This is a genomic window from Peptoniphilus asaccharolyticus DSM 20463 (assembly GCF_900176115.1).
Classification (GTDB): domain Bacteria; phylum Bacillota; class Clostridia; order Tissierellales; family Peptoniphilaceae; genus Peptoniphilus; species Peptoniphilus asaccharolyticus.
On record NZ_FWWR01000009.1, the window covers coordinates 171,733 to 195,158 of the forward strand.

Here is a 23,426-nt window from a genome sequence, read left to right on the forward strand (position 1 = left end):
AATTATATGTTTAATATAACTCTTCAATTCTAAAAACTTTATGTAAGTTGTTTATAATATCAGAAGCTACGAGTGAATCCATACTGAAGGTATCAGCGGCGAAGTCTCCAGCCATTCCATGCATAAAAACTCCAAGCTTTGCAGCGTCAAATGAATCTATATTTCTTCCAAGGAGTGATGTTATTATGCCTGAGAGGACATCTCCTGAACCGGCAGTTGCCATTCCAGGGTTTCCGGATACATTCATATAGGTTTTATCTTTAGAGGCGACAATTGTATTGTGACCTTTTAGAACTAAAGTCACATCATATTCTTTTGTGAAGTTTTCTGCACATTCAACACGATTTTTGTTTATGTATTCGGGAGATAGTCCTGTGAGTCTTGAAAATTCAACTGTGTGTGGAGTTAAAACAGTTGGGTATTTTCTTGACTTTAACAAATCAAGGTTTTTAGCCAACAAGTTTATACCATCTGCATCTACTAAAAGTGATTTTTCAACAGATAGGACAGCTTTTAATATATCTTCTGATTGTTTTTCTGTTCCCATTCCAGGACCAACGCATAATGAATTTAAATTTTCTAAAAATCCCATCATAGAATTTATATCGTCAAAACTTTTGGCAATTGGCTCAATGTATTTTAAAGTCATAATGTCTAAAATGTCTTTTGAAACAATATTGTATACAAGACCTGAACCTGTTCTAAGAGCGGCATTGCTAGCCAGATATGCAGAACCTGTCATTCCTTTTGAACCAGCTATGATTCCAACTTTGCCATAGGTTCCCTTGTGTGAATTTGGATTTCTCTTTTTTAAAATTCCCTTAATTTCGTCAGGGATTGTATAAGATTCAAAAAATTTTTTCATATTTCACCTACTTTAATCAATCATATCACAAGTATATAAAAAGAGGTTTGAGATATCTCAAACCTAAAGTTTATTTATGTTCAATTACATATTCAAGAATTTGGATGGCATTTAATGCGGCACCTTTTCTTGTGTTGTCTGAAACGCAGATGAAGTTGATTCCATTCTCTACGGAATAGTCACGTCTTATTCTTCCCACAAAGACGTCATCTTTTCCAGTTGCTGTAAGAGGCATAGGATAGATGTTATTTTTAACATCATCTTCTAAAACTATACCATCTGAAATTTTAAACAGTGACGAATTGTCAAATCAAATGCAACACCTATGGTAAGAGACCAAAAAGTTCTTCTTTAGGTGTTTTATATTTTATACATTTTCTAGGTCTATTATTCATTAAACTTAAGTTATAATTTAATTCATCAATATTCACTTCTGATAAATCCATACCCTTAGGATAAAACTCCCTCAAAAGTCCGTTACTATTTTCATTTGTACCTTTTTGCCATGCACAATAGGGATCACAAAAATAAGTTTTGCATCCTAATTCTTTTTCTATTTTCTCAAATTCTGAAAATTCTTTACCTCTATCAAAGGTTATTGTTTTTACTAATTCTTTTGGATAATCTTTTAATGCATTTATTATTGCTGGTGTTACGCTTTCCGACTTTCTATTTTCAACTAGGATTGCTATATAATATCTAGATTTTCTTTCTGCTAAAGTTACGAAACAACATCTACTTTTCCTTTTATGATCTAATCTGCCTGATTCCACTGTATCTGCTTCCCAGTGGCCTAATTCTTGCCTTCTGTATATCTCTTTAGGTCTTTTCTTAATTGTTCTACCTTTATCATTGAATTTTCCTCTTTTTTCTGCTGGCCTTTTAAATTTAGCTTTTCTTCTCAAATTTTTCATACTAGTTTTTGGCAGCTTTTTGGCGTGTATCATTCTATATATCGTTGATGTAGATGGTAATTCATGAATCTCATTTGTGTTTCTATTTGATATTTGTTCAGGGGACCAATGTTCGTTAATCTTTACAGTTAAATAATCAATAACATCTTTAGAAAATTTACTTTTTCTATGGCAGTCTTTTCTTCTATCAATATATTTATCATTTGCCTTTATCGGAAAGTACTTAGTGTAACTTCCCCTACTAACTTTTATCTTAGATGAATTTCTTTTAATTTCTCTAGATATTGTACTAGGTGACCTTTTAAGTGCTTGTGCAATTTTCCTTATACTCATTCCTAAATTTAAAAATTGGTAAATACAAGATCTTTCTTCTATGGTAAGATGGTTATAGCTCATAGTTAATCACTCCTTTTAATATGTTTTGTTTGGTCACTTACATATTAACACAGCTGATTAGCTATGAGTTTATTTATGTTGCACTTGTTATGATAAATTATCCAGTTCAAAAATTTGTTCTATTTCAAAAGGCTTTTCTGTTTCAACAACTATGTTTACCATATGACTTTCAAAAACTGGTATTCTAACAGCAGTTGCAGTTATTTTTAGAGAGTCATCAGATAGAATCTTACGACTTTCATTAACCATCTTAAGTTCTTCTTTAGAATATCCATCTTCAACAAAATCATCTATATGTGGAATTGCATTGTGTGATATTTGATAAGGATAAAAATTATTTTTTCCGCCCCAGTCTCCTAATTTTAAATCGTCAATTCCATTTATGCCACTTCCTGCAACAGCTTGATAAGTAGTGTATATAATTCTCTTTATTCCAAAGTTTTTATAAATTGGGTTAAGAGCAACTACAGATTGTATTGTAGAGCAATTAGGATTTGAAATAATACCATTTGCTTTTAGAGCCTCTTCTGGATTTATTTCGGGTACCACAAGAGGAACTTCGGGGTCCATTCTAAAAGCTGAGGAATTGTCTACAACTGTTATTCCGTTTTCAGCAGCTAATTTAACATAGATTTTCGCAAGTGGAGAATCAAGTGCTGAAAGAGCGTAGTTGATATTATTATTTAATAAGTTTTCTTCATTAAGTTCAAGTATTGCATATTTTTCACCTTTAAAATATAAATCTTGACCAGCAGAATTTTTTGAAGCAAAGAAGAATATATTATCAAATTTAAAATTTCTCTCAGCTAAAATTCTTCTCATTTTTTGTCCGACAAGGCCTGTCGCACCAAGTATTGCTAAATTTATCATCTATTTCCTCCCGTCTTTTTAAGTATTTTAGCATTATAATAAGCATTTTTCAATACATCATATTAATTAAGTTATACTTATAATTAAAATGCATGGTATAATAAATCGAAAAGAGAAGGTGATAGAAATGATCAATATAGCATTTTTAGGATATGGTACTGTTGCACATGGTGCTTACAATATAATTAATAAAAAGAAAAGTGAAATTAAAGCCATTCTTGGAGAAGAAGTGGTTGTTAAAAAAATTTTAAAACGTAACACAAATGGAGTTACAGAAGATGGCAGAGATATTTTCACTTCTGACTATAATGAAATCTTAGAGGATGGAGAAATAAGCTTGGTGGTTGAGATGACTGGCGATTTAAAGGCTAGTTATGAATATATATCACAGGCATTTAAACATAAAAAACACGTTGTTTCAGCAAATAAGGCGGTGGTGAGTGAATATTTTAATGAGTTGCACTCTCTTGCCTATGAAAATGGAGTATCTTTTCTATATGAAGCGGCTGTTGGAGGGAGTATACCTATAGTTACTCCGCTTATGAACCAAGTTATTCTAAATAAGGTAAACAGAATAAGAGGAATTCTAAACGGGACTTCAAATTACTTGTTGAGTAGAATGTATGATGATGGAATCTCATATTTAGATGTTTTAAAAGATGCTCAAGACCTAGGTTATGCTGAAAGTGACCCTTATGATGACGTTGAAGGCGTGGACACTCTTAGAAAACTTGCAATTTTATCTACCATAGCTTTTAAGGGTGTTGTGAAAAACCAAGATATTTTGAGATTTGGAATTTCAAATATAAAAGATGTGGATATAAAATATTTAAAAAATAAAAATTTAAAAATAAAACTTATGGCAAAAAGTGTGCTTAAAGAAAATAAATTTTCAGCTGTAGTTGAGCCTGTAATTTTGAATTCAAATGATAAGTTATACAATATAGATGGCGCAGACAACAGTGTTGAAATTTTTGGAGAAAACTATTCATCTTTAGTATTCGCCGGAGAGGGAGCGGGTAGTTTGCCGACAGGAAATGCAATAGTGACTGATATAGTTGATATATTGAGAGGTGTAGCTTTAAAAGTTCAAACCACAGAAAAGATAGTATGTAAAAATCAAATAGAGTCTGAATACTATGTGAGAGTGCCTAAAGATTTTAAATTCAACGAAAAGGTGAGTTCAGAGGAACTAATTGGGGAATATAAAATATTGAGAACTGAAAAAATTGATAGAAACAATTTACTCAATATATTATCTTGTGAAGATTATTTTATAGCGAGGTATGAAATTTAAAATTCTGGAGAGATAAGATGGAAATAACAAAAGAGGCAATAGATTATTTAAACAAAAATGGAGCAGACTATGTGGTTATAAATTCAAATATATCCTCTAATAGAGTTGCATCTTGCTGTGCGGCGGTAAATCCTAAGTTTGAAATAGTAGTTAGCTTTGGAGCGGGAAGTCTTGAAGAAGAGAGATACAATCTTAAGCAATATCAGGACAAAAAAATTTACATTGGCAAGAAGGCGGAAAAAGTTATAGGCGAAAATTTCAAAATAGGATTGAAAAAGAGTCTGTTTAGCAAGAAATTGGTCTTAGAAAATTTTGAGGAAATAGATTTGAATTGCCTTGAAGATATGAATGAGAGGGGATAATTTGAAAGTTTTTGTTACAAGTAGATTACCGGAGCAAATTTTAAATAGGATTTATGATTTGGGTGTTGAGTTGGATTATGAAGATTCAAATATTCCTTTGCCAACTGAAAAGATAATTGAAAGGCTTAGTGGCGTTGAGGTTTTAATCTGTCCACTTTCAGACAAGATAACAAGAGAAGTTATAGAAAATACAAATTCAAAAGATTTAAAGTTAATTGCAAATTATGGAGCTGGTTTTGACAATGTGGATATAGTTGCAGCCAAAGAAAATGGAATTGCTGTGACCAATGCACCTGCGCCATCTTCTGCAGTTTCTACAGCAGAACTTACTTTTGCTTTGATGTTGGCATCAGCTAGGAAGTTGGTTCAAGGCGAGAAAGATTTAAGAAGTGGAAATTTCTTTGGTTGGAGACCAACTTATTTTCTTGGAGACCAACTAAAAGGCAAAACTCTTGGTATAATAGGTATGGGAAATATAGGTAAGAATCTTGCAAAGAGAGCTTTGGCATTTGATATGAATGTAATTTATTATTCAAGAAATAGAAAAGAAGATGTTGAAAGTCTTGGAGCAGAATACCTATCTAAAGAAGAAGTAATAAAAAATTCTGACTTTTTATCTTTACACACAGCTTTTGCACCAGAACTAAGACACATGATTGGTGAAAGTGAATTTAAAAAAATGAAACCTACTTCACATTTTATAAATGCTGCGAGAGGACCTTTAGTTGACGAACAAGCTTTAGTGAAAGCTCTAAAAGATGGTGAAATACGCTCGGCGGCACTTGATGTATATGAGTTTGAACCAAGAGTTACTGATGAGTTGCTCGAACTTGAAAATGTAGTCTTAGCTCCGCATCTTGGGAATGCCACAGAGGAAGCAAGATTTGAGATGGGAAATGCAGTGGTAGATAATTTAGAAGATTTTATTGCAAATAGAAATTTAAGGAATAGGGTGAATTAATGAAAATTGGAATTGGATCAGATCACGCGGGATTTGAATTAAAAGGAAAGCTAAAAGAACATTTAGAAGCTAAAGGATATGAAGTTGTAGATTATGGAACACATTCACTTGATTCAGTAGATTATCCTGACTATGGAAAAGCTGTAGCAAATGCTATTTTAGCTGAAGAAGTTGAAAAGGGAGTTTTGATTTGTGGAACAGGAGTTGGGATTTCAATTTCTGCAAACAAAGTAAAGGGAATCAGAGCTTGTGTATGTTCAGAGCCATACTCAGCTAGAATGAGTGTAAAACACAACAATGCACAAATTATAGCAGTTGGAGCAAGAGTGGTTGGAGAAGACCTTGCAAAATTAATAGTTGATGAATTCTTGGCAGAAGAATTTGAAGGTGGAAGACACCAAAGAAGAATCGACAAGATGATGGAAATTGAAAAATAAAATTTTAATTAACTCTCTAATGTAAAAGTTAGAGAGTCTTTTTATGTAAAAGGCTTTTAAAAACAATTTTATTCAAGTATACTTTTCATAACAAGAGGAGGATGTATGAGAGAAAAACTAAAGATTAAAATTGTATTGGCCATTTGTATTTTTATGTTATTGCCCACAAAAATTTTCGCAACAAATTTTGAAACAGAAAAGATAAATGACTACACAAAGTGGCTTAAAAATTATCAAGATGGATATAGAATTCAAGTGCCGGCTGATTCTAAAGTCGAAATGAAAAGAAATTTACTTTCAACGGAGATGGATTTTTTTGATGTTAATTTAAAAATCTATGTTGAAGATTTAAACAAAGACTTTAACTATCAAACTTATGAATACTACTCTTTGAGAGGAATAAGGACTAATCCGGAACACAAGATTTCATTTGATGGCAAAGTAAATACCAAGATAGGAAGTATGCACAAGATAAAGTTTTCAAGACAAAAGCTAAGTGCAGTTGAAAATGACAAGCCAAATTACATGATACTTTTTAAAAACTTGGGTGATAGAGCACTAACTGTGATGGTGAAGAGTAGCTCGCCAATAAATGAAAAGATGATAATGCCAATGGTGGAATCAATCAAGTTTGACATAGCTAAAAAGCCGATAGCTCCTGAAAAAGTGCAATCAAGTATGCAAAATGAAAACTTTGATAGAATGCTTGATAAAAAGACTTTTGAATTATACAAACAAGATTTTGCAACAGAACATCCTACAATATGGGGGCTGTATTCAGTTGACTTTTGGAGATTTCCAGACACTTCAATTGTAGAATCAGAAATTGGACACAAATTTAAATATGCATTAGTGTACCATGATTTTAGTTTTCCAAATTCACAAGTTAAAGATGCACTTGATGTGGCAATGATTCAAGAAAAAACTGTAGAGTTGACATTCCAATCTCAAATTGTAAATGGTGAAAATCAAACCTATGATGTATTGGACGGCAAGTATGAAAATTATTTTAGAGAACTTGCAAGAATGGTGAAAGTTAAAAAATTGCCTATTTTATTTAGAATAGGTAATGAGATGAATGGGGATTGGTGTGCTTATTCAGCGTACAACACAGGCCTTGACGCAGATATCTATAGAGAATTTTATAATTATATATATAAGATTTTTGAAGAAGAAGGAGCTAATCCTTATGTGTTGTATGTATTTAATCCTAACGGAAGAAATTTTCCAAACTTTAAATACAATGATGGTTCGGAATACAGACCTAACACAGACAAGTACGATATAGTTGGAATGACACTTTACAATACAGGAAATTACTATTCATTTGAAAAGTGGGAAACTTTTGAACAACTATATGCTCCACTGTATAAGAAGATGGTTCAGTCTTATGAAAAACCTCTAATGATAACAGAATTTTCATCATCTACTGTTGGTGGGGATAAAGTTAAGTGGACTAGAGATATGTTTGAAGCTTTGAAAAAATTTGACAAGATAAAAGTTGCTATTTGGTTTAGTGGGACGGATTTAGATGAAAATAAAAATCCTGCTAGAACATACAAAATAGATGAGCCAAGAGATGTGCTTAAAGTATTTAAAGATAATTTACCAAAGAATAGATAAATTGAAAAAATAGTTTGACTTTAATTTATTTAAGTGATAGAGTATATACAATTTAAAAATCATACGATAGTAAAAGAGGCTGCGAATTTCATCAGTAAGAAATGAAAGGGGAATTCGCCGAAGGGAAACCTGGGGATGCGTAGAATATGCGTATAACTGTCTATCTAAGAGTGCCCACTTTTAGATAGAAGTGCTTTTACTGATCGGGGGCGAAAGTAGACCATGGTGCTTTTGCTCATGGTTTTTTTGTATTTAAGGGGGGATTATGAGAAGAGTTGTTATGAAGTTTGGCGGAAGTTCAGTTGCCACCACAGAGAAGATAAAGAAAGTTGCAGAGATTTTAAAACGTAGAAAAAATGGAATGAATGACATAGTTTGCGTAGTATCAGCCATGGGAGATACTACAGATGAACTGTTAAGCCTTGCTGGAGAACTCTCCAAAAATCCTTCAAGACGTGAGCTCGATATGTTGCTTGCTACAGGAGAGATGGTTTCAGCTTCTCTATTAGCTATTGCACTTAATGAGATGGGAGAAAAAGCCATAGCATTAAATGGAGTACAAGCTGGATTTCAAACTAAGGGTAGACATGGATTTTCGAAAGTTGTGGATGTAGATACTTTTAGAATAGAGAAAGAATTATTGGAAGATAAGATTGTAATTGTGACAGGTTTTCAAGGTTTGAATTCAAATGAAGATTTTTCAACTTTGGGAAGAGGTGGCTCGGACACTTCTGCTGTTGCGATAGCTTCCAAGCTTGGAGTGGATTGTGAAATTTATACAGATGTTGACGGGATATATACTGTTGACCCAAGATTTCATAAAGAGGCTAAGAAACTTACAAAGGTTTCTTATGATGAGGCTATGGAAATGGCGCATCTTGGAGCTAAGATTATAGACCCAAGGTCTGTAGAGATGGCAAAAAAATATGGAATAAGAATTTATGTAGCTCTTAACAGTGCAAGTGTGTTGGGAACATATATCGGGGAGGACAGCGTGGAAGAAAGTATAATTTCAAATTTATCGGTTCAAGATAATATTTTATTGGTAAAGAAGACTTTGAAAGATGAATCTGTTGCTGAATTATTTTTAAACTTGGCGAGAGAGGATGTAAATATAGATATAATTTCAAAAATGGACACAGATGGAAAGACACTTGTGAGATTTACATCAGTGATTGATGAAAAGAACTTAATTGAAAAAGTTGCGGACGACTTTGAATTTGTGGAAAATGTCTCAAAGGTTAGCATAATAGGAAATGCAATGAGAAATCAGTCTGGTGTGGCGGCTAGAGTTTTTGATTTACTTAATTCAAATGGAATAAATTTCCATGGACTATCCACTTCTGAAATCTCAATTTCAATAATAGTAGATACGATAGTAAAAGAAAAAGTAATGAATTTATTAATTCGTGAGTTTGAATTGTGAGGTGCTAAATGAGTATTTTTAGAGGGAGCGGAGTTGCTTTAGTCACTCCATTTAACGAAGATGGAAATGTTAATTATACAGCGTTAGATGAACTTTTAGAGTTTCATTTAGAGAACAGTACAGATGCTATTGTAATAGTTGGGACTACTGGAGAGGCCTCAACTTTGACTGATGAAGAACAAGTTGAAGTTGTTAAATTTACGGTTGATAAAGTAAATAAAAAGGTACCTGTAATAGCCGGAGCGGGTTCTAACGATACAAGACACGGAATAAACTTATCTAAGATGATAGAAGATGTTGGTGCTAATGCACTATTACAAGTTACACCTTATTACAACAAGACTTCTCAAATAGGACTTTTAAAGCACTTTGAGGCAATTGATAGAGCTGTGAAGATACCTATGATAGCTTATTCAGTGCCAGGCAGAACTGGAATGGGAATAATGCCTGAAAGTGTTGTGGAAATTTCTAAGATGAATAATTTTGTGGCTATAAAAGATGCAACAGGAGATTTGGGATACACTGCTAAAGTTGCTTCGCTAGTTGGAGATGACTTTGATATTTATTCAGGCAATGATGATATAGTGCTACCTTTGATGTCACTTGGTGGAGTTGGAGTTATATCTGTTTGGGCAAATATATTTCCAAGAGAAGTACATGATATGTGTGAGGCATTTTTCTCGGGGGATATAGAAAAGGCAAGGGGAATTCAACTTAGATTCAAAGAGTTTATAGATGCATTGTTTATGGAGCCTAGTCCAATACCTCTAAAGGCAGCTATGAATATATTGGGGTACCAAGCTTGCAATTTAAGACTACCTCTTTATGAGGCGAGCGAAAACACTAAAGAAACTATTAAGAGAATTTTAAAAGGACTTGGTAGACTATGAGAATATTTTTAGTTGGAATAACGGGAGCTATGGGTAGAACGCTACTTGAGATTTCTGATGAAATAGTATCTGGATATGCTTCAGAATGTGGCGAAATAAATGGGATTAAGGTATATGATGATTTTCAAAAAGTTGAAGAAGAATTCGATGTGATTTTGGATTTTTCAAATAAAAATATTACAGATAAAGTTTTAGAATTTGCAAAGTCAGTTAAGAAACCTCTAGTGATGGCGACTACAGGACTTGATGAAGAGACAGAGAAAAGAATTTTAGAACTTTCAAAAACACAACCAATAGTTTATTCAAAGAATTTTTCTGTTGGTATGAATGTTATGAGTGAAGTGGTTAAGTTACTGGCAAAGACTTTAAGTGATTTTGATATTGAAATTATAGAAAAGCACCACAATCAAAAAGTGGACGCTCCTTCTGGAACAGCTAAGATGCTATTCGATTCAATAAAGGAAGAACGAACAAATGCCAAAGCGGTTTATGACAGAACTCAAGTGCATGAGAAGAGAAATGCTAACGAAGTTGGAATATCTGTAGTGAGAGCTGGAAGCATAGTTGGAGAACACAGCACAATTTTTGCAGGGCTTGATGAGGTGTTGGAGATAAAACACCAAGCCGGTTCAAAAAAGATTTTTGCCAAGGGAGCTATCAGAGCTTGCGAATATGTGATTAATAAAGACAGTGGAATTTATGGTATGAAAGATGTAATAAGAGGTTAAAAGATGATAAGAGTAGGTATAGTTGGATACGGAAATTTAGGAAGATCCCTTGAAGCACTAATAGATTTAGAAGAAAATATGGAGCTTGTAAAAATATTTACAAGAAGAGATCCAAGCTCTATTGACAACAGTAGAATGGAGTCTTTAGATAATATTTTAGATTATAAGGGAAAGATTGATGTCATGGTGTTGGCATTGGGTTCAGCAACTGACATTCCGGAAATGGGACCAAAGATAACAGAGCATTTTAATACTGTTGATTCATTCGACACTCATGCTAAAATTCCGGAATATTTTGCGGAAATGGATAAGATTTCTAAAGAAAATAATTTGGTTTCTTTTATTTCTACAGGATGGGATCCGGGACTATTTTCATTAAATAGAATGATTGCAGAGAGCATATTACCTCGTGGCAACACTAACACTTTCTGGGGAAAGGGTGTGAGCCAAGGCCATTCAGATGCTGTTAGAAGGATAGCAGGAGTAAAGAATGCAATTCAATACACTATTCCAAAGCAAGAAATTATAGATGAAATATATAATGTAGAAAGAAGTCTAAAATCATATGAAACACATTTAAGAGAAGTGTTCGTAGTTGCTGAAGAAGGCGCTAATCAAGAAGATATAAGAAATGAAATAGTGACTATGAAAAATTATTTTGATGAATACGAAACAATAGTGAATTTTATTTCAGAAGAAGAATTTGAAAGAGAACATACAGGCATGCCACATGGTGGACACGTAATCAGAGTTGGTGAGACACCAAATGGAAAAGAAATCTACAAACTTAGTCTTGAACTTGATAGCAATCCGGATTTCACAGCTTCTGTAAATGTGGCATGTATAAGAGCTTGTCAAAGATTTTTTGAGAACAATAATTTTGGCTCACACACAGTATTGGACACACCTCCTGTATACTATGCTTCAAACAATATAAATCTTTTAAATAAATATTTATAATTTCTTTTTAAAATTATAAATACGGGGTATAAAAATAAAGAATACATGAGAGATGATTTCAGTTTACTCTATTTATGTATAGGGATATAGATTAATAATGGGTATAATGAAATTCGTATTTATAATTTATAAATTTATTAGGAGGAATTAATGGAAAGAATGGTTGTTGAATTTGGGATGTTTGAAACCCTGTTCTTGGCAGTATTAGGTATATACTTAGGGGATTTTTTAAGAGGAAAGTTTCCAACTCTTAAAAAATATTGTATACCTTCAGCAGTAGTAGGTGGAACAACAATAGCAATAATAACTATGATTTTATACTATGCAAATATTTTAGAACCAAACTTTGACTTTAAAACAGTTAACACATTGTTCTATTGTCTATTCTTCGCAGCAAGTGGTACAGCAGCAAGTATGGCACTATTAAAGCAAGGTGGAAAGTTAGTAGTAATATTTGCAATTTTAGCAGCAATACTATCAGCTGGACAAAATGCAGTAGCTTTAGGAGTAGGTTCACTATTAAAAGTAAATCCGCTTATCTCTATGATGACAGGTTCAATACCAATGACAGGTGGTCATGGTAATGCAGCAAGTTTTGCCCCTATAGCAGTTGAAGCTGGACAAACAGCGGCAATGGAAGTTGCTATAGCAGCAGCTACATTTGGACTTATCGCAGGTTCTATGTTAGGTGGACCATTTGGAAACTTCTTAGTTAAGAAATATCACTTTGAAGATCCAGAACTTGATAACAATTCAAAAACTCTAACAGATACAGTTTCTGAAATTTTATTCAATAGATAATTTATCATAACAAGTGCAACATAAATAAACTCATAGCTAATCAGCTGTGTTAATATGTAAGTGACCAAACAAAACATATTAAAAGGAGTGATTAACTATGAGCTATAACCATCTTACCATAGAAGAAAGATCTTGTATTTACCAATTTTTAAATTTAGGAATGAGTATAAGGAAAATTAGCACAAGACACTTAAAAGGTACACCTAGTACAATAATCTAGAGAAATTAAAAGAAATTCATCTAAGATAAAAGTTAGTAGGGGAAGTTACACTAAGTACTTTCCGATAAAGGCAAATGATAAATATATTGATAGAAGAAAAGACTGCCATAGAAAAAGTAAATTTTCTAAAGATGTTATTGATTATTTAACTGTAAAGATTAACGAACATTGGTCCCCTGAACAAATATCAAATAGAAACACAAATGAGATTCATGAATTACCATCTACATCAACGATATATAGAATGATACACGACCAAAAAGCTGACCAAAAACTAGTATAGAAAAATTTGAGAAGAAAAGCTAAAATTTAAAAGGCCAGCAGAAAAAAGAGGAAAATTCAATGATAAAGGTAGAACAATTAAGAAAAGACCTAAAGAGATATACAGAAGGCAAGAATTAGGCCACTGGGAAGCAGATACAGTGGAATCAGGCAGATTAGATCATAAAAGGAAAAGTAGATGTTGTTTCGTAACTTTAGCAGAAAGAAAATCTAGATATTATATAGCAATCCTAGTTGAAAATAGAAAGTCGGAAAGCGTAACACCAGCAATAATAAATGCATTAAAAGATTATCCAAAAGAATTAGTAAAAACAATAACCTTTGATAGAGGTAAAGAATTTTCAGAATTTGAGAAAATAGAAAAAGAATTAGGATGCAAAACTTATTTTTGTGATCCCTATTGTGCATGGCAAAAAGGTACAAATGAAAATAGTAACGGACTTTTGAGGGAGTTTTATCCTAAGGGTATGGATTTATCAGAAGTGAATATTGATGAATTAAATTATAACTTAAGTTTAATGAATAATAGACCTAGAAAATGTATAAAATATAAAACACCTAAAGAAGAACTTTTTGGTCTCTTACCATAGGTGTTGCATTTGATTTGACAATTCGTCAATAAAAAGACAGTTATGTCAGCGGTATATATGTTAGTTGTAGCTTGTGGAATAGGACAAGTTATCTTCTTAACACTAAAATATTTTGGACAAAACTTCCCAATACACGTTTGCTGTATGTTCGGTGGTATCTTAGTAAGATTATTCTTAGATAAGACAAATAAAGTTAGCGATGAAGTTTTAGAAGCTTTAGATACAGTTGGAGACTTTTCATTAGGGCTATTCGTATCTATGTCAATTGTAACAATGAAGTTATGGCAATTAGCTGGCCTAGGTGGACAATTAGTTGTACTTCTTGTGGCTCAAGTTGTGTTCATAGTGTTATTCGTATACATCTTTACTTTCAGATTGTTAGGAAAGAACTACGACTCAGCAGTTATGGCTGTAGGACACCTTGGATTTGGTACAGGAGCTGTTCCAGTTTCAATGACAACTATGAAAACTGTTTGCGACAAATATAGATATTCTAAGTTGGCATTCTTCGTAGTGCCTGTAATTGGTGGATTTATAAGTAACATTACAAATGCTATTATAATCACTAAGTTCTTAGATATAGCGCTAAAATTAAACGCAGGTATGTAATTTAATTTAATAATTATGGCAGAGCTAATGGCTCTGCTATTTTTTATGATAAAATGGTTGTAGAATAAGTAGATGTGGAGTAAATTTGATAAAAAATTTGATTAGGAGTTAAATATGTTTTCAATAGTAAATGTAGATAAAAATTGGGGAATAGGCGCAGACAATGATATGCTGATACATTTAAAAAGCGACTTGGAATTTTTTAAAGAAACTACAATGGGGAAGATAGTTTTGATGGGAAGAAAAACTTATGAAACTCTTCCAGACAAAAAGCCATTGCCGGGGAGGCGAAATATAATTTTAACCAGAAGCGATATAAAGCCTGAAGGATATGAAATTATACATACGCCTGAAGAAGCTATGGAGATATACTCAAGTGTTGAGCCTGATAATTTTGCAGTGATAGGCGGAGCGGAGATATATAAGATGTTTTTGCCATATTGTGAAAAGGCAATAATAACCAAAACACACGTTGCTTTTGAGCATGTGGAGAAATATTTTCCGAATTTAGATAAAGAGATTGATTGGGAAATTGAAACTGAAGGTGAAACTGTACACGATCCTCAAGTAGACTACCATATAGTTGTATATAAAAACAATAATATTAAAAAGTGGAATGGAATAGAGTTCTAAATTAAAAGCTCCCTCTTTACTGTTTAGTAAGGAGGGGATTTTCTAATAAGTTACAGTAGAGAGAAATTTTAAAATTATAAAAGAAATGCTCAAACCAAATATTGGAAGTATTAGAATAAGTATAAATTTTAAAATTAATGAAATGACACTAATCTTTAAATATAGGCCTTTATTTTCATCTTCAGATAGTAGTGAATAAATTAATCCGAACATAGGAAACGTAAAACATAGAAAAGCAATAAGTATATTTTTCATAAGAGCCTCCTTTTTTAAATTTTATCACATTTTAAAGTGATTGATGCAATTATTTAATTTGATAATTGGATATATAATCTGTTTTAAGATAGATCTAAGTTAGAAAAATTGGAGTCAAAAAGTTAAATTTTGTTTGATAAAATAAATCTGAAAGTATATAATAAAAGAAAACACCTCAAGATTTCGTCTTGGGTAATATTTTTTTTCATATTGGCATTGGTTATGCCAATTTTTTTGTTTTTATGGGAAATTTATTATAGTGGAGGAACAAGATGAAGAATTTTGGAAAGATGACGTTTAATAAAGCACGTATGAAGGAAAGACTACCTCATTCAGTATATATGAAATGGAAAGAAGTAGTTAGGAACAATCTTGAATTGGACCGTGATACTGCTGATGCCATTGCTCATGCAATGAAAGAATGGGCTATTGAAAACAACGCTACACACTATTCACATTGGTTTTTCCCATTAAATGGACTTACTGCTAAAAAAATGGAGGCTTTTGTAGATAGAACAGACAATGAACCTCTCATGCGTTTTTCAGGCAAGGAACTTATAAAGGGAGAGCCGGACGCATCTTCTTTCCCAAGTGGAGGTATAAGATCTACATTTGAAGCAAGAGGTTATACTTATTGGGACGTAACTGCAAATTCTTTTATAATAGATAATGTTTTATATATTCCAACTGTATTCGTAGCTTTTACCGGAGAAAAGTTAGACACTAGAGCTCCACTACTTACTTCAACTAACAGACTTTCTAAAATAGGTTCTGAGATTATGAATATGTTAGAAGAAGAACATACTTATAGAATGAGAGTTAAAGTTGGTCTTGAACAAGAATTTTTCTTAATTGATAGAGATTTATATAACAAGAGAATTGATTTAGCTTGTACAGGCAGAACTCTTTTTGGGGCAAGACCTCCAAAGGCTCAAGAGTTTGAAGACCACTATTTTGGAATAATACCTGAAAGAGTTGAAAAATTCTATAGAGAAGTAGATGAGAAACTTTGGAGTTTAGGAATTTATTCAAAAACTGAACACAACGAAGTTGCTCCAGGGCAATTTGAAGTTGCTATACTATTTGAAAATGTGAACATAGCAGTTGACGACAACCAACTTTGTATGGACATACTTAAGTCAGTTGCCAAAAAACATAATATGGTTTGTCTATTACATGAAAAGCCATTTAAGGGTGTAAATGGTAGTGGTAAGCACAACAATTATTCTATAGCAACTAACTACGGACTAAATTGTTTTGACCCAGGTGACAATCCTGAAGAAAATTTACCCTTCTTAGTCTTTGTAAGTGCGCTTATAGAAGTTGTATACAGAAATCAAACTCTTTTGAGAATAGCTTCTTCTAATGTTTCTAATGACCATAGATTGGGCGGACATGAAGCGCCTCCGGCTATAGTTTCTATGTTTTTAGGAACAGATCTTGAAGATGTATTCAGAAAGATAAGTGATGAAAATTATAAACCTAAGACTAAATTTGAACCTATGAGAATTGAGACTCTAGGGGAAGTTCCAAGTGATAAGGCTGATAGAAATAGAACTGCATCTGTAGCATTTACAGGAAATAAATTTGAATTCAGAATGCTTGGAAGTTCTAAGTCTGCTGCAGAATTAAATATTGTAATCAATACTGCAATGGCAGATGCTCTTGAAAGAATTTATGAAGAGTTAAAGGGTGCTGAAGATATAAAAGAAACAGTGTATAATATTGTAAGAAATACAATGGATAAGTACAGCGGAGTAATTTATGACAAGGACAACTATTCAGAAGAATGGATTCAAGAGGCAAACAGAAGAGGTCTTAAAAACCACAAGACTTTATTTGATGCTTTAAAAGCTGTTAAAGATGAAGATTGTTATGAAATATTCTACAGACAAGACATCTTTTCTAAAGTGGAAATGGAAGCTATTTACCAAATAGCTTATGAAGAGATAAAACAAGTTCACCTATTAGAACTTAGAACTATGCAAGAGGTAATTCAAAAGCAAATTATTCCAGTTGCTATGAAACAAGCCATGACTTATGCTGATTATTTGGCAAACATTGAAAATCAAGCTTTGAGAGCTGAACTTGAAATGTTTAATGATTCTATAACTGAGTTGTATAACTTAAGAGAAGAAATGGTTGAGCTACATGACAGATTGGAATTAGATGAAGATATTTTTAGGACTACCGAAGAGCTACAAGAAAATGCTACAATGTTATTAGAAAAAGCTAGAGTTATAATTGATGAATTAGAACTTAAGATATCAGAAAAAATCAATTATATACCAACTTATAGAGAAATGTTTAATTCATTAGTTTAGGAGGAATTAATGTCAAAGTTTATATTTGTTACTGGAGGAGTTGTTTCAGGGATAGGCAAGGGTATATCTGCAGCGAGTATAGGCCGTCTTTTAAAAGAAAGAGGACTTAGTGTATTCATGCAAAAATTTGACCCATATATTAATATTGACCCAGGCACAATGAGCCCTTATCAACATGGCGAAGTATTTGTTACTAAAGATGGTGCTGAAACTGATTTGGATTTAGGACACTATGAAAGATTTATAGATGAAGAATTGACTAAAAGAGCATCTATAACTACAGGGAAAGTTTATTCGAAAGTTATTGAAAAAGAGAGAAGAGGAGACTACAACGGCTCAACTGTGCAAGTTATACCTCACATAACTGACGAGATAAAAAAGGCAGTTTATAAAGCAGCTCAAGAATCTCAAGCTGATGTAGTTATAACTGAAATAGGCGGAACTGTAGGGGATATAGAATCTCTTCCATTTTTAGAAGCTATAAGACAAATTCACGCTGAAAGCAAACCGGAAGATGTATTATTTGTTCACACTGTATTAGTACCTACAATACCTGGTTCAGATGAATTAAAAACTAAGCCAACTCAACACTCTTACAAGTCATTAATGAGCTATGGAATTAAGGCTGACATAATAGTTGTTAGAAGTGGAGTTGAAATAACAGACCAAGTAAAAGAAAAGATCTCTTTATTCTGTGACGTACCTAAAGAGGCAATAGTAGAGTCAAAAACTGTTGAGCTTATATATGAAGTGCCAATGGTATTCCACGAACAAGGAATTGACAACTACATTATAGAAAAACTTGAAATCGAACCACAAGAATCTAAACATAAATGGAAAGAAATGGTTGAAAGATTTAAGAAAGCTGAAGGAGAAGTTAAAATTGCATTAGTTGGTAAATATGTAGATTTACACGATGCATACTTATCAGTTACTCAAGCTCTTATGGATGCAGGATATGAAAATGGTTCTAAAGTTTGTATAAAATGGGTAAATGCAGAAAATCTTGAAAAAGAAAATATTGAAGATGTTTTTGGAGATGTAGATGGAATAATTGTTCCGGGCGGATTTGGAAGCAGAGGTACTGAAGGGATGATAATGACTTCAAAGTATGCTAGAGAGCACAATGTACCTTATTTTGGAATTTGCTACGGTATGCAAATTGCACTTATAGATGTTGCAAGAAATAAACTTGGCTTAAAGGGTGCTAACTCTTCTGAAATAGATCCAGAGACAAACTACCCAATTATTGATTTACTTGAAAATCAAAAAACTGTTGAAAATCTTGGCGGAACTTTAAGGCTTGGAGATTATGACTGCATAATTGAAGAGGGAACTTTAGCAAGAGAACTTTATCAAGATGAACATATAGTTGAAAGACACAGACATAGATATGAATTTAACAACTCATTTAGAGGGGAAATAAGACGTGCCGGAGTTGTTTTCTCGGGAATAAATGAAGATTTAGATTTAGTTGAAATCATAGAAATACCTGAAAATAAATTTTTTGTTGCGTGTCAGTTCCATCCAGAATTTAAATCAAGACCTAATAGAGTACATCCATTATTCAATGGCTTTATTAAAGCTTGTTTAAAGTGAGATAAAAGCTTTTATGGCTGAATTTTGGGATGTTTACAGTAAATCCGGCGAGAAGAAAAATAGAGTCATAAAACGTGGAGATAAGATGATTAAGGGGGAGTATCACTTAGTTTCTGAAGGATGGATTAGAGTGGATAAAGACCACTATTTAATCCAGAGAAGAAGTAAAAACAAGAAGCTTTTTGCTAATAAGTGGTATTGTTCTGTAGGCGGTTCAGTCCTTGCAGGGGAAGAACCGAAAGAAGGTCTTATAAGAGAGGCCGGAGAAGAAATAGGCATTGATATTTCAAAATCTAAAATAAGGTTAAAGAGAATTATTGTAGAAAATTTTGGGATATTTTATATTTATTTGATAGATAAAAAATTGAAGTTGGAAGATTTAGTCTTACAAAAGGAAGAAGTCTCAGAAGTTAGAATTGTAACTTTAGACGAGATTTTTGAGCTGATTGAAAAAAGAGAGATGATAAAGCTGGACTACTATGACAAATTTTTTAGTTCAGCTTCAAAAATTCCAATGGATTTAAATGAATAACACATAGGAGGAAAAATGAAATTATACAATACTTTATCTAGAAGTCTAGAAGAATTTCATCCAGTAGTAGAGGGCGAAGTTAGAATGTACAATTGTGGACCAACTGTATACAACTATATTCATGTTGGGAATGCAAGACCTCTTTGTGTTTTTGATACCTTGAGAAGATATTTCATATATAAAGGAAATGAAGTTAAGTTTGTAGTCAATTTTACAGATATAGACGACAAACTAATAAATAAAGCTAATGAAGAAAATACTACTGTAAGAGAAGTTGCTGAAAGATTTATTAAAGAATTTAAAACAGACGCTAATGGATTACATCTATATGATTACAATACAATGAATCCAAGAGCAACTGAACACATTCAAGAGATAATAGATTTTATAGCAGGGCTTGTAGAAAAAGGAGCTGCTTACGAATCTGATGGAGATGTATACTTTAAAGTTGAGTCTTTTAAAGAATACGGAAAACTATCACACAAAAAATTAGAAGATTTGATAAGCGGAGCGAGAGTAGATATTTCATCACTAAAGGATAATCCGGCTGACTTTGCTCTTTGGAAGAGAAAAAAAGAGGGAGAACCTTACTGGGAATCACCATGGTCTGAAGGTAGACCAGGATGGCATATAGAATGCTCTGTAATGGCAAAGAGCCTATTAGGAGAAACTATAGACATCCATTCAGGTGGAGAAGATTTACAGTTTCCGCACCATGAAAATGAAATAGCTCAATCAGAAACATTAAATGAAAAACCTTTTGCAAATTATTGGCTACACAATGGAATGATTACTGTTGATAATGAAAAGATGAGTAAATCTAAAGGCAATTTTTTCACAGTTAGAGAAGTTGCAGAAGAATTTGACTTAGAAGTTTTAAGATTCTTTTTATTGTCAAGCCACTACAGAAGCCCAATTAATTTCTCAAGAGATGTTATGATACAAACTAAAAACTCTCTTGAAAGAATTTACAACGGAAGAGATAAATTAGTTGGACTACTTGATTCAACTCAAGAAAGAGAATTTTCAGATGCAGATAGAGAATTTTTAACTTCAATTGAAGACGAAGTTAAGTTCTTTGAAACATCAATGGAAAATGATATAAACACAGCAGATGCAATCACAGCTATTTTCAACATAGTTAAAAAGGTAAACACAGGACTAGATGAAGAGTCAAACAAAAAAGTTGTATCTCAAACGCTTGAAACACTTAATAAATTAACTAAAGTACTTGGAATTTTAGAAATGAGTCAAGAAACTGATGAGGAAGTTGAAAAACTTATTGAAGAACGTGTGCAAGCAAGAAAAAATAAAGACTTTAACAGAGCTGACGAAATCAGACAAGAGCTACTTGATATGGGAGTAGTTATAGAAGATACAAGAGCAGGAACAAAATGGAAAAGAGCTTAAAGTTTTTGAAAATTTCAAAGGGATATGATGAGAGTTCTATTAAGGAACTCTCTCCTCTTGCTCTAGCTTTTTTAGGGGACTCTGTCTATGAACTTTTGGTTAGAACTACAATTTTAAACAAAAATAAAAATCCTAAAAAACTCCATATAGAAACTATAAATTACGTAAAAGCATCAAGCCAAGCTACATCAATAGAAAACATTTTAGAGAGTCTGACAGAAGAAGAGACTGCAGTATTTAAAAGAGGTAGGAATGCAAAGTCACATACAGTTCCCAAAAATCAAAGCATATCTGATTATAGAAATGCCACAGGATTGGAATGTCTATTTGGGTACTTATATTTATTAGACAGGTCAGACAGAATACTTGAGTTATTTGAAATGATTACAGAAAGTAGGGGTAGAATATGAAAGTCGAAATTATAGCGCACACTCCTAATCCGGAAGAGTTAATAGCTAAGTCTGCTAAGCTATGCTATTCAAAAGTTGGAGTGGAAGAAATATCTGAAAATATGACTAAGGAAGATGCACAAAAGTTTTTGAAGATGCTTATGAGTTTTTCGCATGCATCACCTATCGAACATGCAAGTTTTACCTTTGCAGTAGAAGGTGTATCTAGAACTCTAACACATCAATTGGTAAGACATAGGATAGCATCTTTTTCACAACAATCACAAAGATATGTCAGACTTGATGAATTCAATTATATTATTCCACCGGAAATAGAAAAAAATGAAGAAGCAAAGAAGATTTTTATGGAAGCTATGGAAAACTCAAAAGAAGCATATAAAAAGATAACAGAGCTTTTAATAGCTGATAAAGAAGGTGAAGGAAATAAAAGTGCTGTTGAAAAGGCATCAATAGAAGATGCTAGATATGTATTTCCAAATGCTTGCGAAACAAAAATTGTATTCACAATGAATGCAAGAACGCTTATGAATTTCTTTGAATTGAGGTGTTGTAATAGAGCTCAGTGGGAGATAAGACAACTTGCTACTGAAATGCTTAAAAAATGTAAAGAGATAGCTCCTACATTATTTAGTTTAGCTGGCCCAAGCTGTGCATCTGGAGCTTGCCAAGAAGGCGCTATGTCATGCGGAAAGGCAAAAGAAGTTAGAGAATTCTATAGAAGTCTGTAATCTCTTTTGAGTGTGTAAATTATGAAATATATCTATGGTAGAAATCCTGTTATTGAAATGCTAAAAGCGGAAAAAGTTGATAAGCTATATATCCAACAAGGAAATAGAGAAGGCTCTATTAAAAAAATTTTTGGAATGGCAAAAGCTAATGGAGTTTTGGTAACAGAAGTAAATAAGAGTAAATTAGATGAGTATTCAAATGGATTAAACCATCAAGGTGTGGTTGCCTTAGTTTCTGACTTTGAGTATTCGTCAATTGAAGAAATTAAAAAAGAGGGAATAGAAAAGATTTTGATACTAGATAAAATTGAAGACCCTCATAATTTTGGTGCAATAGCAAGAAGTGCCGAAGCGTTTGGATTTAAGGGAATAATTATTCCAAAACACAATTCAGCTTATGTAAATGATGTAGTGTATAAGACTTCTGCAGGCGCTATTGAAAGAATTAAAGTTGCAATAGTAGTAAACTTAACACAGACAATAGAAAATTTAAAAGAAAATGGCTATTGGATATACGGAACTGACTTAAAAGGTGAAAATTATACATCAGTTAATTTGACTGGAAAGTTAGCTCTTGTTATTGGAAATGAAGGAAAGGGCATGTCTCAAGCACTAAAGAAACACGTTGATGCAATGCTTACAATTCCTATGGTAGGTTCAATAAATTCATTGAATGCTTCTTGTGCGGCGTCTGTTTTAATGGCAGAAGTTTTAAGACAAAGTGAAAAATGAAACCTATAAGATACAAAAAAGCTGAAAAATATCTTTTTGTAGATGGTTACAATATAATAAATGCTTGGAGCAGTTTTGATAAATCCTTGCCACTTGAAGATCAGAGAAAGCAATTGGTAGATATAATTTCAGAGTATGCGCATACAGTTGATGAGAAAGTGATTGTAGTGTTTGATGCATACATGGTTAAAAAATCAGCCGGAGCTATATATGACTACAAGGGAATATTAGTGGTTTTCACAAAGGAATTTGAAACGGCGGATCATTATATTGAAAGGCAATTGTCGGAAATGCCGAGGGTAAAAGGTGTGAGAGTTGCGACTTCGGATAATATCGAACAGCAGATTATACTTTCAAGAGGTGGAGTCAGACTTTCAGCAAGAGAATTTGAAGTTGAAGTTGGACTTTCAAAACAAGTGATCTTTACAAGACAAAAAGCATTGAAGAAAAGTTCTGAACTTTCAAACAAGATAGATGATGAGCAGCTAAACAAATTAAAAGATATTGAATTATAAATTTAGAGCACAGATTACTGTGTTCTTTTTATATTATTTATGTAATAAAGTTTGATA

General features: G+C 32.7%; 23 protein-coding genes, 2 pseudogenes and 1 riboswitch. Of the genes and pseudogenes, 21 read left to right on the forward strand and 4 right to left on the reverse strand.

What is annotated here, in order from left to right; all coding sequences use genetic code 11:
- Positions 1 to 10: 10 nt before the first annotated feature.
- From B8869_RS01395 to B8869_RS01410, 4 genes are all read right to left on the reverse strand, one after another.
- On the reverse strand, positions 11 to 865 hold the full coding sequence (locus tag B8869_RS01395; protein WP_084229980.1) for an NAD(P)H-hydrate dehydratase: 855 nt from the start codon (positions 863 to 865) through the stop codon (positions 11 to 13).
- Positions 866 to 935: 70 nt separating this feature from the next.
- The gene (locus B8869_RS01400) at positions 936 to 1,100 is read right to left on the reverse strand and encodes an Asd/ArgC dimerization domain-containing protein (protein ID WP_084229981.1); all 165 of its coding nucleotides are present in this window, start codon (positions 1,098 to 1,100) and stop codon (positions 936 to 938) included.
- A gap of 88 nt (positions 1,101 to 1,188) precedes the next feature.
- Positions 1,189 to 2,175 carry an IS30 family transposase gene (locus B8869_RS01405; RefSeq protein ID WP_084229742.1) on the reverse strand — a complete coding sequence of 329 codons (987 nt, stop codon included), beginning with the start codon at positions 2,173 to 2,175 and terminating at the stop codon, positions 1,189 to 1,191.
- Positions 2,176 to 2,262: 87 nt separating this feature from the next.
- Complete coding sequence (locus B8869_RS01410) at positions 2,263 to 3,045, reverse strand: aspartate-semialdehyde dehydrogenase (RefSeq protein ID WP_084229982.1); 783 nt, start codon at positions 3,043 to 3,045, stop codon at positions 2,263 to 2,265.
- A 127-nt stretch (positions 3,046 to 3,172) separates the two neighbouring features.
- On the opposite strand from B8869_RS01410, the gene B8869_RS01415 reads away from it, so the two are divergent.
- The 21 genes and pseudogenes from B8869_RS01415 (at position 3,173) to B8869_RS01520 (ending at position 23,369) form a co-directional block, all read left to right on the forward strand.
- On the forward strand, positions 3,173 to 4,342 hold the full coding sequence (locus tag B8869_RS01415; protein WP_084229983.1) for a homoserine dehydrogenase: 1,170 nt from the start codon (positions 3,173 to 3,175) through the stop codon (positions 4,340 to 4,342).
- A gap of 17 nt (positions 4,343 to 4,359) precedes the next feature.
- Positions 4,360 to 4,704, forward strand: a complete 345-nt coding sequence (locus B8869_RS01420) for a hypothetical protein (RefSeq protein WP_084229984.1) — start codon at positions 4,360 to 4,362, stop codon at positions 4,702 to 4,704.
- 1 nt (position 4,705) lies between these two features.
- Entirely contained in the window at positions 4,706 to 5,665 is a 960-nt protein-coding gene (locus B8869_RS01425) for an NAD(P)-dependent oxidoreductase (RefSeq protein WP_084229985.1), read from the forward strand.
- On the forward strand, positions 5,665 to 6,102 hold the full coding sequence (gene rpiB / locus B8869_RS01430) for a ribose 5-phosphate isomerase B (RefSeq protein WP_084229986.1): 438 nt from the start codon (positions 5,665 to 5,667) through the stop codon (positions 6,100 to 6,102). The genes B8869_RS01425 and rpiB overlap by 1 nt, the downstream gene beginning before the upstream one ends.
- Positions 6,103 to 6,207: 105 nt before the next feature.
- On the forward strand, positions 6,208 to 7,725 hold the full coding sequence (locus tag B8869_RS01435; protein ID WP_084229987.1) for a glycoside hydrolase family 26 protein: 1,518 nt from the start codon (positions 6,208 to 6,210) through the stop codon (positions 7,723 to 7,725).
- A gap of 65 nt (positions 7,726 to 7,790) precedes the next feature.
- Positions 7,791 to 7,929, forward strand: a riboswitch (Lysine riboswitch).
- Between the two features lie 61 nt (positions 7,930 to 7,990).
- On the forward strand, positions 7,991 to 9,151 hold the full coding sequence (locus B8869_RS01440) for an aspartate kinase (protein WP_084229988.1): 1,161 nt from the start codon (positions 7,991 to 7,993) through the stop codon (positions 9,149 to 9,151).
- A gap of 8 nt (positions 9,152 to 9,159) precedes the next feature.
- Positions 9,160 to 10,041 (forward strand): 4-hydroxy-tetrahydrodipicolinate synthase, encoded by an 882-nt coding sequence (gene dapA, locus B8869_RS01445; RefSeq protein WP_084229989.1) that lies wholly within the window; start codon positions 9,160 to 9,162, stop codon positions 10,039 to 10,041.
- Entirely contained in the window at positions 10,038 to 10,769 is a 732-nt protein-coding gene (gene dapB, locus B8869_RS01450; RefSeq protein ID WP_084229990.1) for a 4-hydroxy-tetrahydrodipicolinate reductase, read from the forward strand. Before dapA ends, dapB begins: the two co-directional genes overlap by 4 nt.
- Positions 10,770 to 10,772: 3 nt before the next feature.
- On the forward strand, positions 10,773 to 11,729 hold the full coding sequence (locus tag B8869_RS01455; RefSeq protein WP_084229991.1) for a diaminopimelate dehydrogenase: 957 nt from the start codon (positions 10,773 to 10,775) through the stop codon (positions 11,727 to 11,729).
- Positions 11,730 to 11,879: 150 nt separating this feature from the next.
- The gene (locus tag B8869_RS01460; protein ID WP_234989711.1) at positions 11,880 to 12,530 is read left to right on the forward strand and encodes a sodium/glutamate symporter; all 651 of its coding nucleotides are present in this window, start codon (positions 11,880 to 11,882) and stop codon (positions 12,528 to 12,530) included.
- A 97-nt stretch (positions 12,531 to 12,627) separates the two neighbouring features.
- Positions 12,628 to 13,622 (forward strand): annotated as a pseudogene (locus B8869_RS12595) (IS30 family transposase).
- 33 nt (positions 13,623 to 13,655) lie between these two features.
- Positions 13,656 to 14,231: pseudogene (locus B8869_RS01470) on the forward strand (sodium/glutamate symporter); the annotation flags it as partial.
- Between the two features lie 114 nt (positions 14,232 to 14,345).
- Complete coding sequence (locus B8869_RS01475; protein ID WP_084229992.1) at positions 14,346 to 14,864, forward strand: dihydrofolate reductase; 519 nt, start codon at positions 14,346 to 14,348, stop codon at positions 14,862 to 14,864.
- 527 nt (positions 14,865 to 15,391) lie between these two features.
- On the forward strand, positions 15,392 to 17,443 hold the full coding sequence (locus tag B8869_RS01485; protein WP_084229994.1) for a glutamine synthetase III: 2,052 nt from the start codon (positions 15,392 to 15,394) through the stop codon (positions 17,441 to 17,443).
- Between the two features lie 9 nt (positions 17,444 to 17,452).
- Complete coding sequence (locus tag B8869_RS01490) at positions 17,453 to 19,042, forward strand: CTP synthase (protein WP_084229995.1); 1,590 nt, start codon at positions 17,453 to 17,455, stop codon at positions 19,040 to 19,042.
- A gap of 13 nt (positions 19,043 to 19,055) precedes the next feature.
- Positions 19,056 to 19,574: an NUDIX hydrolase gene (locus tag B8869_RS01495; RefSeq protein ID WP_084229996.1), complete on the forward strand. Its 519-nt coding sequence runs from the start codon at positions 19,056 to 19,058 to the stop codon at positions 19,572 to 19,574.
- 15 nt (positions 19,575 to 19,589) lie between these two features.
- Positions 19,590 to 20,984 carry a cysteine--tRNA ligase gene (gene cysS, locus B8869_RS01500; protein ID WP_084229997.1) on the forward strand — a complete coding sequence of 465 codons (1,395 nt, stop codon included), beginning with the start codon at positions 19,590 to 19,592 and terminating at the stop codon, positions 20,982 to 20,984.
- Complete coding sequence (locus B8869_RS01505; protein ID WP_084229998.1) at positions 20,969 to 21,394, forward strand: Mini-ribonuclease 3; 426 nt, start codon at positions 20,969 to 20,971, stop codon at positions 21,392 to 21,394. The genes cysS and B8869_RS01505 overlap by 16 nt, the downstream gene beginning before the upstream one ends.
- On the forward strand, positions 21,391 to 22,122 hold the full coding sequence (gene thyX / locus B8869_RS01510) for an FAD-dependent thymidylate synthase (protein ID WP_084229999.1): 732 nt from the start codon (positions 21,391 to 21,393) through the stop codon (positions 22,120 to 22,122). The genes B8869_RS01505 and thyX overlap by 4 nt, the downstream gene beginning before the upstream one ends.
- Positions 22,123 to 22,143: 21 nt before the next feature.
- Complete coding sequence (gene rlmB / locus B8869_RS01515; protein WP_084230000.1) at positions 22,144 to 22,854, forward strand: 23S rRNA (guanosine(2251)-2'-O)-methyltransferase RlmB; 711 nt, start codon at positions 22,144 to 22,146, stop codon at positions 22,852 to 22,854.
- Positions 22,851 to 23,369, forward strand: a complete 519-nt coding sequence (locus tag B8869_RS01520) for an NYN domain-containing protein (protein ID WP_084230001.1) — start codon at positions 22,851 to 22,853, stop codon at positions 23,367 to 23,369. The genes rlmB and B8869_RS01520 overlap by 4 nt, the downstream gene beginning before the upstream one ends.
- Positions 23,370 to 23,426 lie beyond the last annotated feature (57 nt).

Bases quoted from the DNA above. Each gene is read 5' to 3' on its own strand.
- B8869_RS01505 (WP_084229998.1), top strand. From the start codon at position 20,969: ATGGAAAAGAGCTTAAAGTTTTTGAAAATTTCAAAGGGATATGATGAG.
- dapA (WP_084229989.1), top strand. From the start codon at position 9,160: ATGAGTATTTTTAGAGGGAGCGGAGTTGCTTTAGTCACTCCATTTAAC.
- rpiB (WP_084229986.1), top strand. From the start codon at position 5,665: ATGAAAATTGGAATTGGATCAGATCACGCGGGATTTGAATTAAAAGGA.
- B8869_RS01485 (WP_084229994.1), top strand. From the start codon at position 15,392: ATGAAGAATTTTGGAAAGATGACGTTTAATAAAGCACGTATGAAGGAA.
- rlmB (WP_084230000.1), top strand. From the start codon at position 22,144: ATGAAATATATCTATGGTAGAAATCCTGTTATTGAAATGCTAAAAGCG.
- B8869_RS01395 (WP_084229980.1), bottom strand. From the start codon at position 865: ATGAAAAAATTTTTTGAATCTTATACAATCCCTGACGAAATTAAGGGA.
- thyX (WP_084229999.1), top strand. From the start codon at position 21,391: ATGAAAGTCGAAATTATAGCGCACACTCCTAATCCGGAAGAGTTAATA.
- B8869_RS01440 (WP_084229988.1), top strand. From the start codon at position 7,991: ATGAGAAGAGTTGTTATGAAGTTTGGCGGAAGTTCAGTTGCCACCACA.
- B8869_RS01495 (WP_084229996.1), top strand. From the start codon at position 19,056: ATGGCTGAATTTTGGGATGTTTACAGTAAATCCGGCGAGAAGAAAAAT.
- cysS (WP_084229997.1), top strand. From the start codon at position 19,590: ATGAAATTATACAATACTTTATCTAGAAGTCTAGAAGAATTTCATCCA.
- B8869_RS01455 (WP_084229991.1), top strand. From the start codon at position 10,773: ATGATAAGAGTAGGTATAGTTGGATACGGAAATTTAGGAAGATCCCTT.
- B8869_RS01405 (WP_084229742.1), bottom strand. From the start codon at position 2,175: ATGAGCTATAACCATCTTACCATAGAAGAAAGATCTTGTATTTACCAA.
- B8869_RS01435 (WP_084229987.1), top strand. From the start codon at position 6,208: ATGAGAGAAAAACTAAAGATTAAAATTGTATTGGCCATTTGTATTTTT.
- B8869_RS01520 (WP_084230001.1), top strand. From the start codon at position 22,851: ATGAAACCTATAAGATACAAAAAAGCTGAAAAATATCTTTTTGTAGAT.
- B8869_RS01460 (WP_234989711.1), top strand. From the start codon at position 11,880: ATGGAAAGAATGGTTGTTGAATTTGGGATGTTTGAAACCCTGTTCTTG.
- B8869_RS01420 (WP_084229984.1), top strand. From the start codon at position 4,360: ATGGAAATAACAAAAGAGGCAATAGATTATTTAAACAAAAATGGAGCA.
- B8869_RS01490 (WP_084229995.1), top strand. From the start codon at position 17,453: ATGTCAAAGTTTATATTTGTTACTGGAGGAGTTGTTTCAGGGATAGGC.
- B8869_RS01410 (WP_084229982.1), bottom strand. From the start codon at position 3,045: ATGATAAATTTAGCAATACTTGGTGCGACAGGCCTTGTCGGACAAAAA.
- B8869_RS01400 (WP_084229981.1), bottom strand. From the start codon at position 1,100: ATGCCTCTTACAGCAACTGGAAAAGATGACGTCTTTGTGGGAAGAATA.
- dapB (WP_084229990.1), top strand. From the start codon at position 10,038: ATGAGAATATTTTTAGTTGGAATAACGGGAGCTATGGGTAGAACGCTA.
- B8869_RS01475 (WP_084229992.1), top strand. From the start codon at position 14,346: ATGTTTTCAATAGTAAATGTAGATAAAAATTGGGGAATAGGCGCAGAC.
- B8869_RS01415 (WP_084229983.1), top strand. From the start codon at position 3,173: ATGATCAATATAGCATTTTTAGGATATGGTACTGTTGCACATGGTGCT.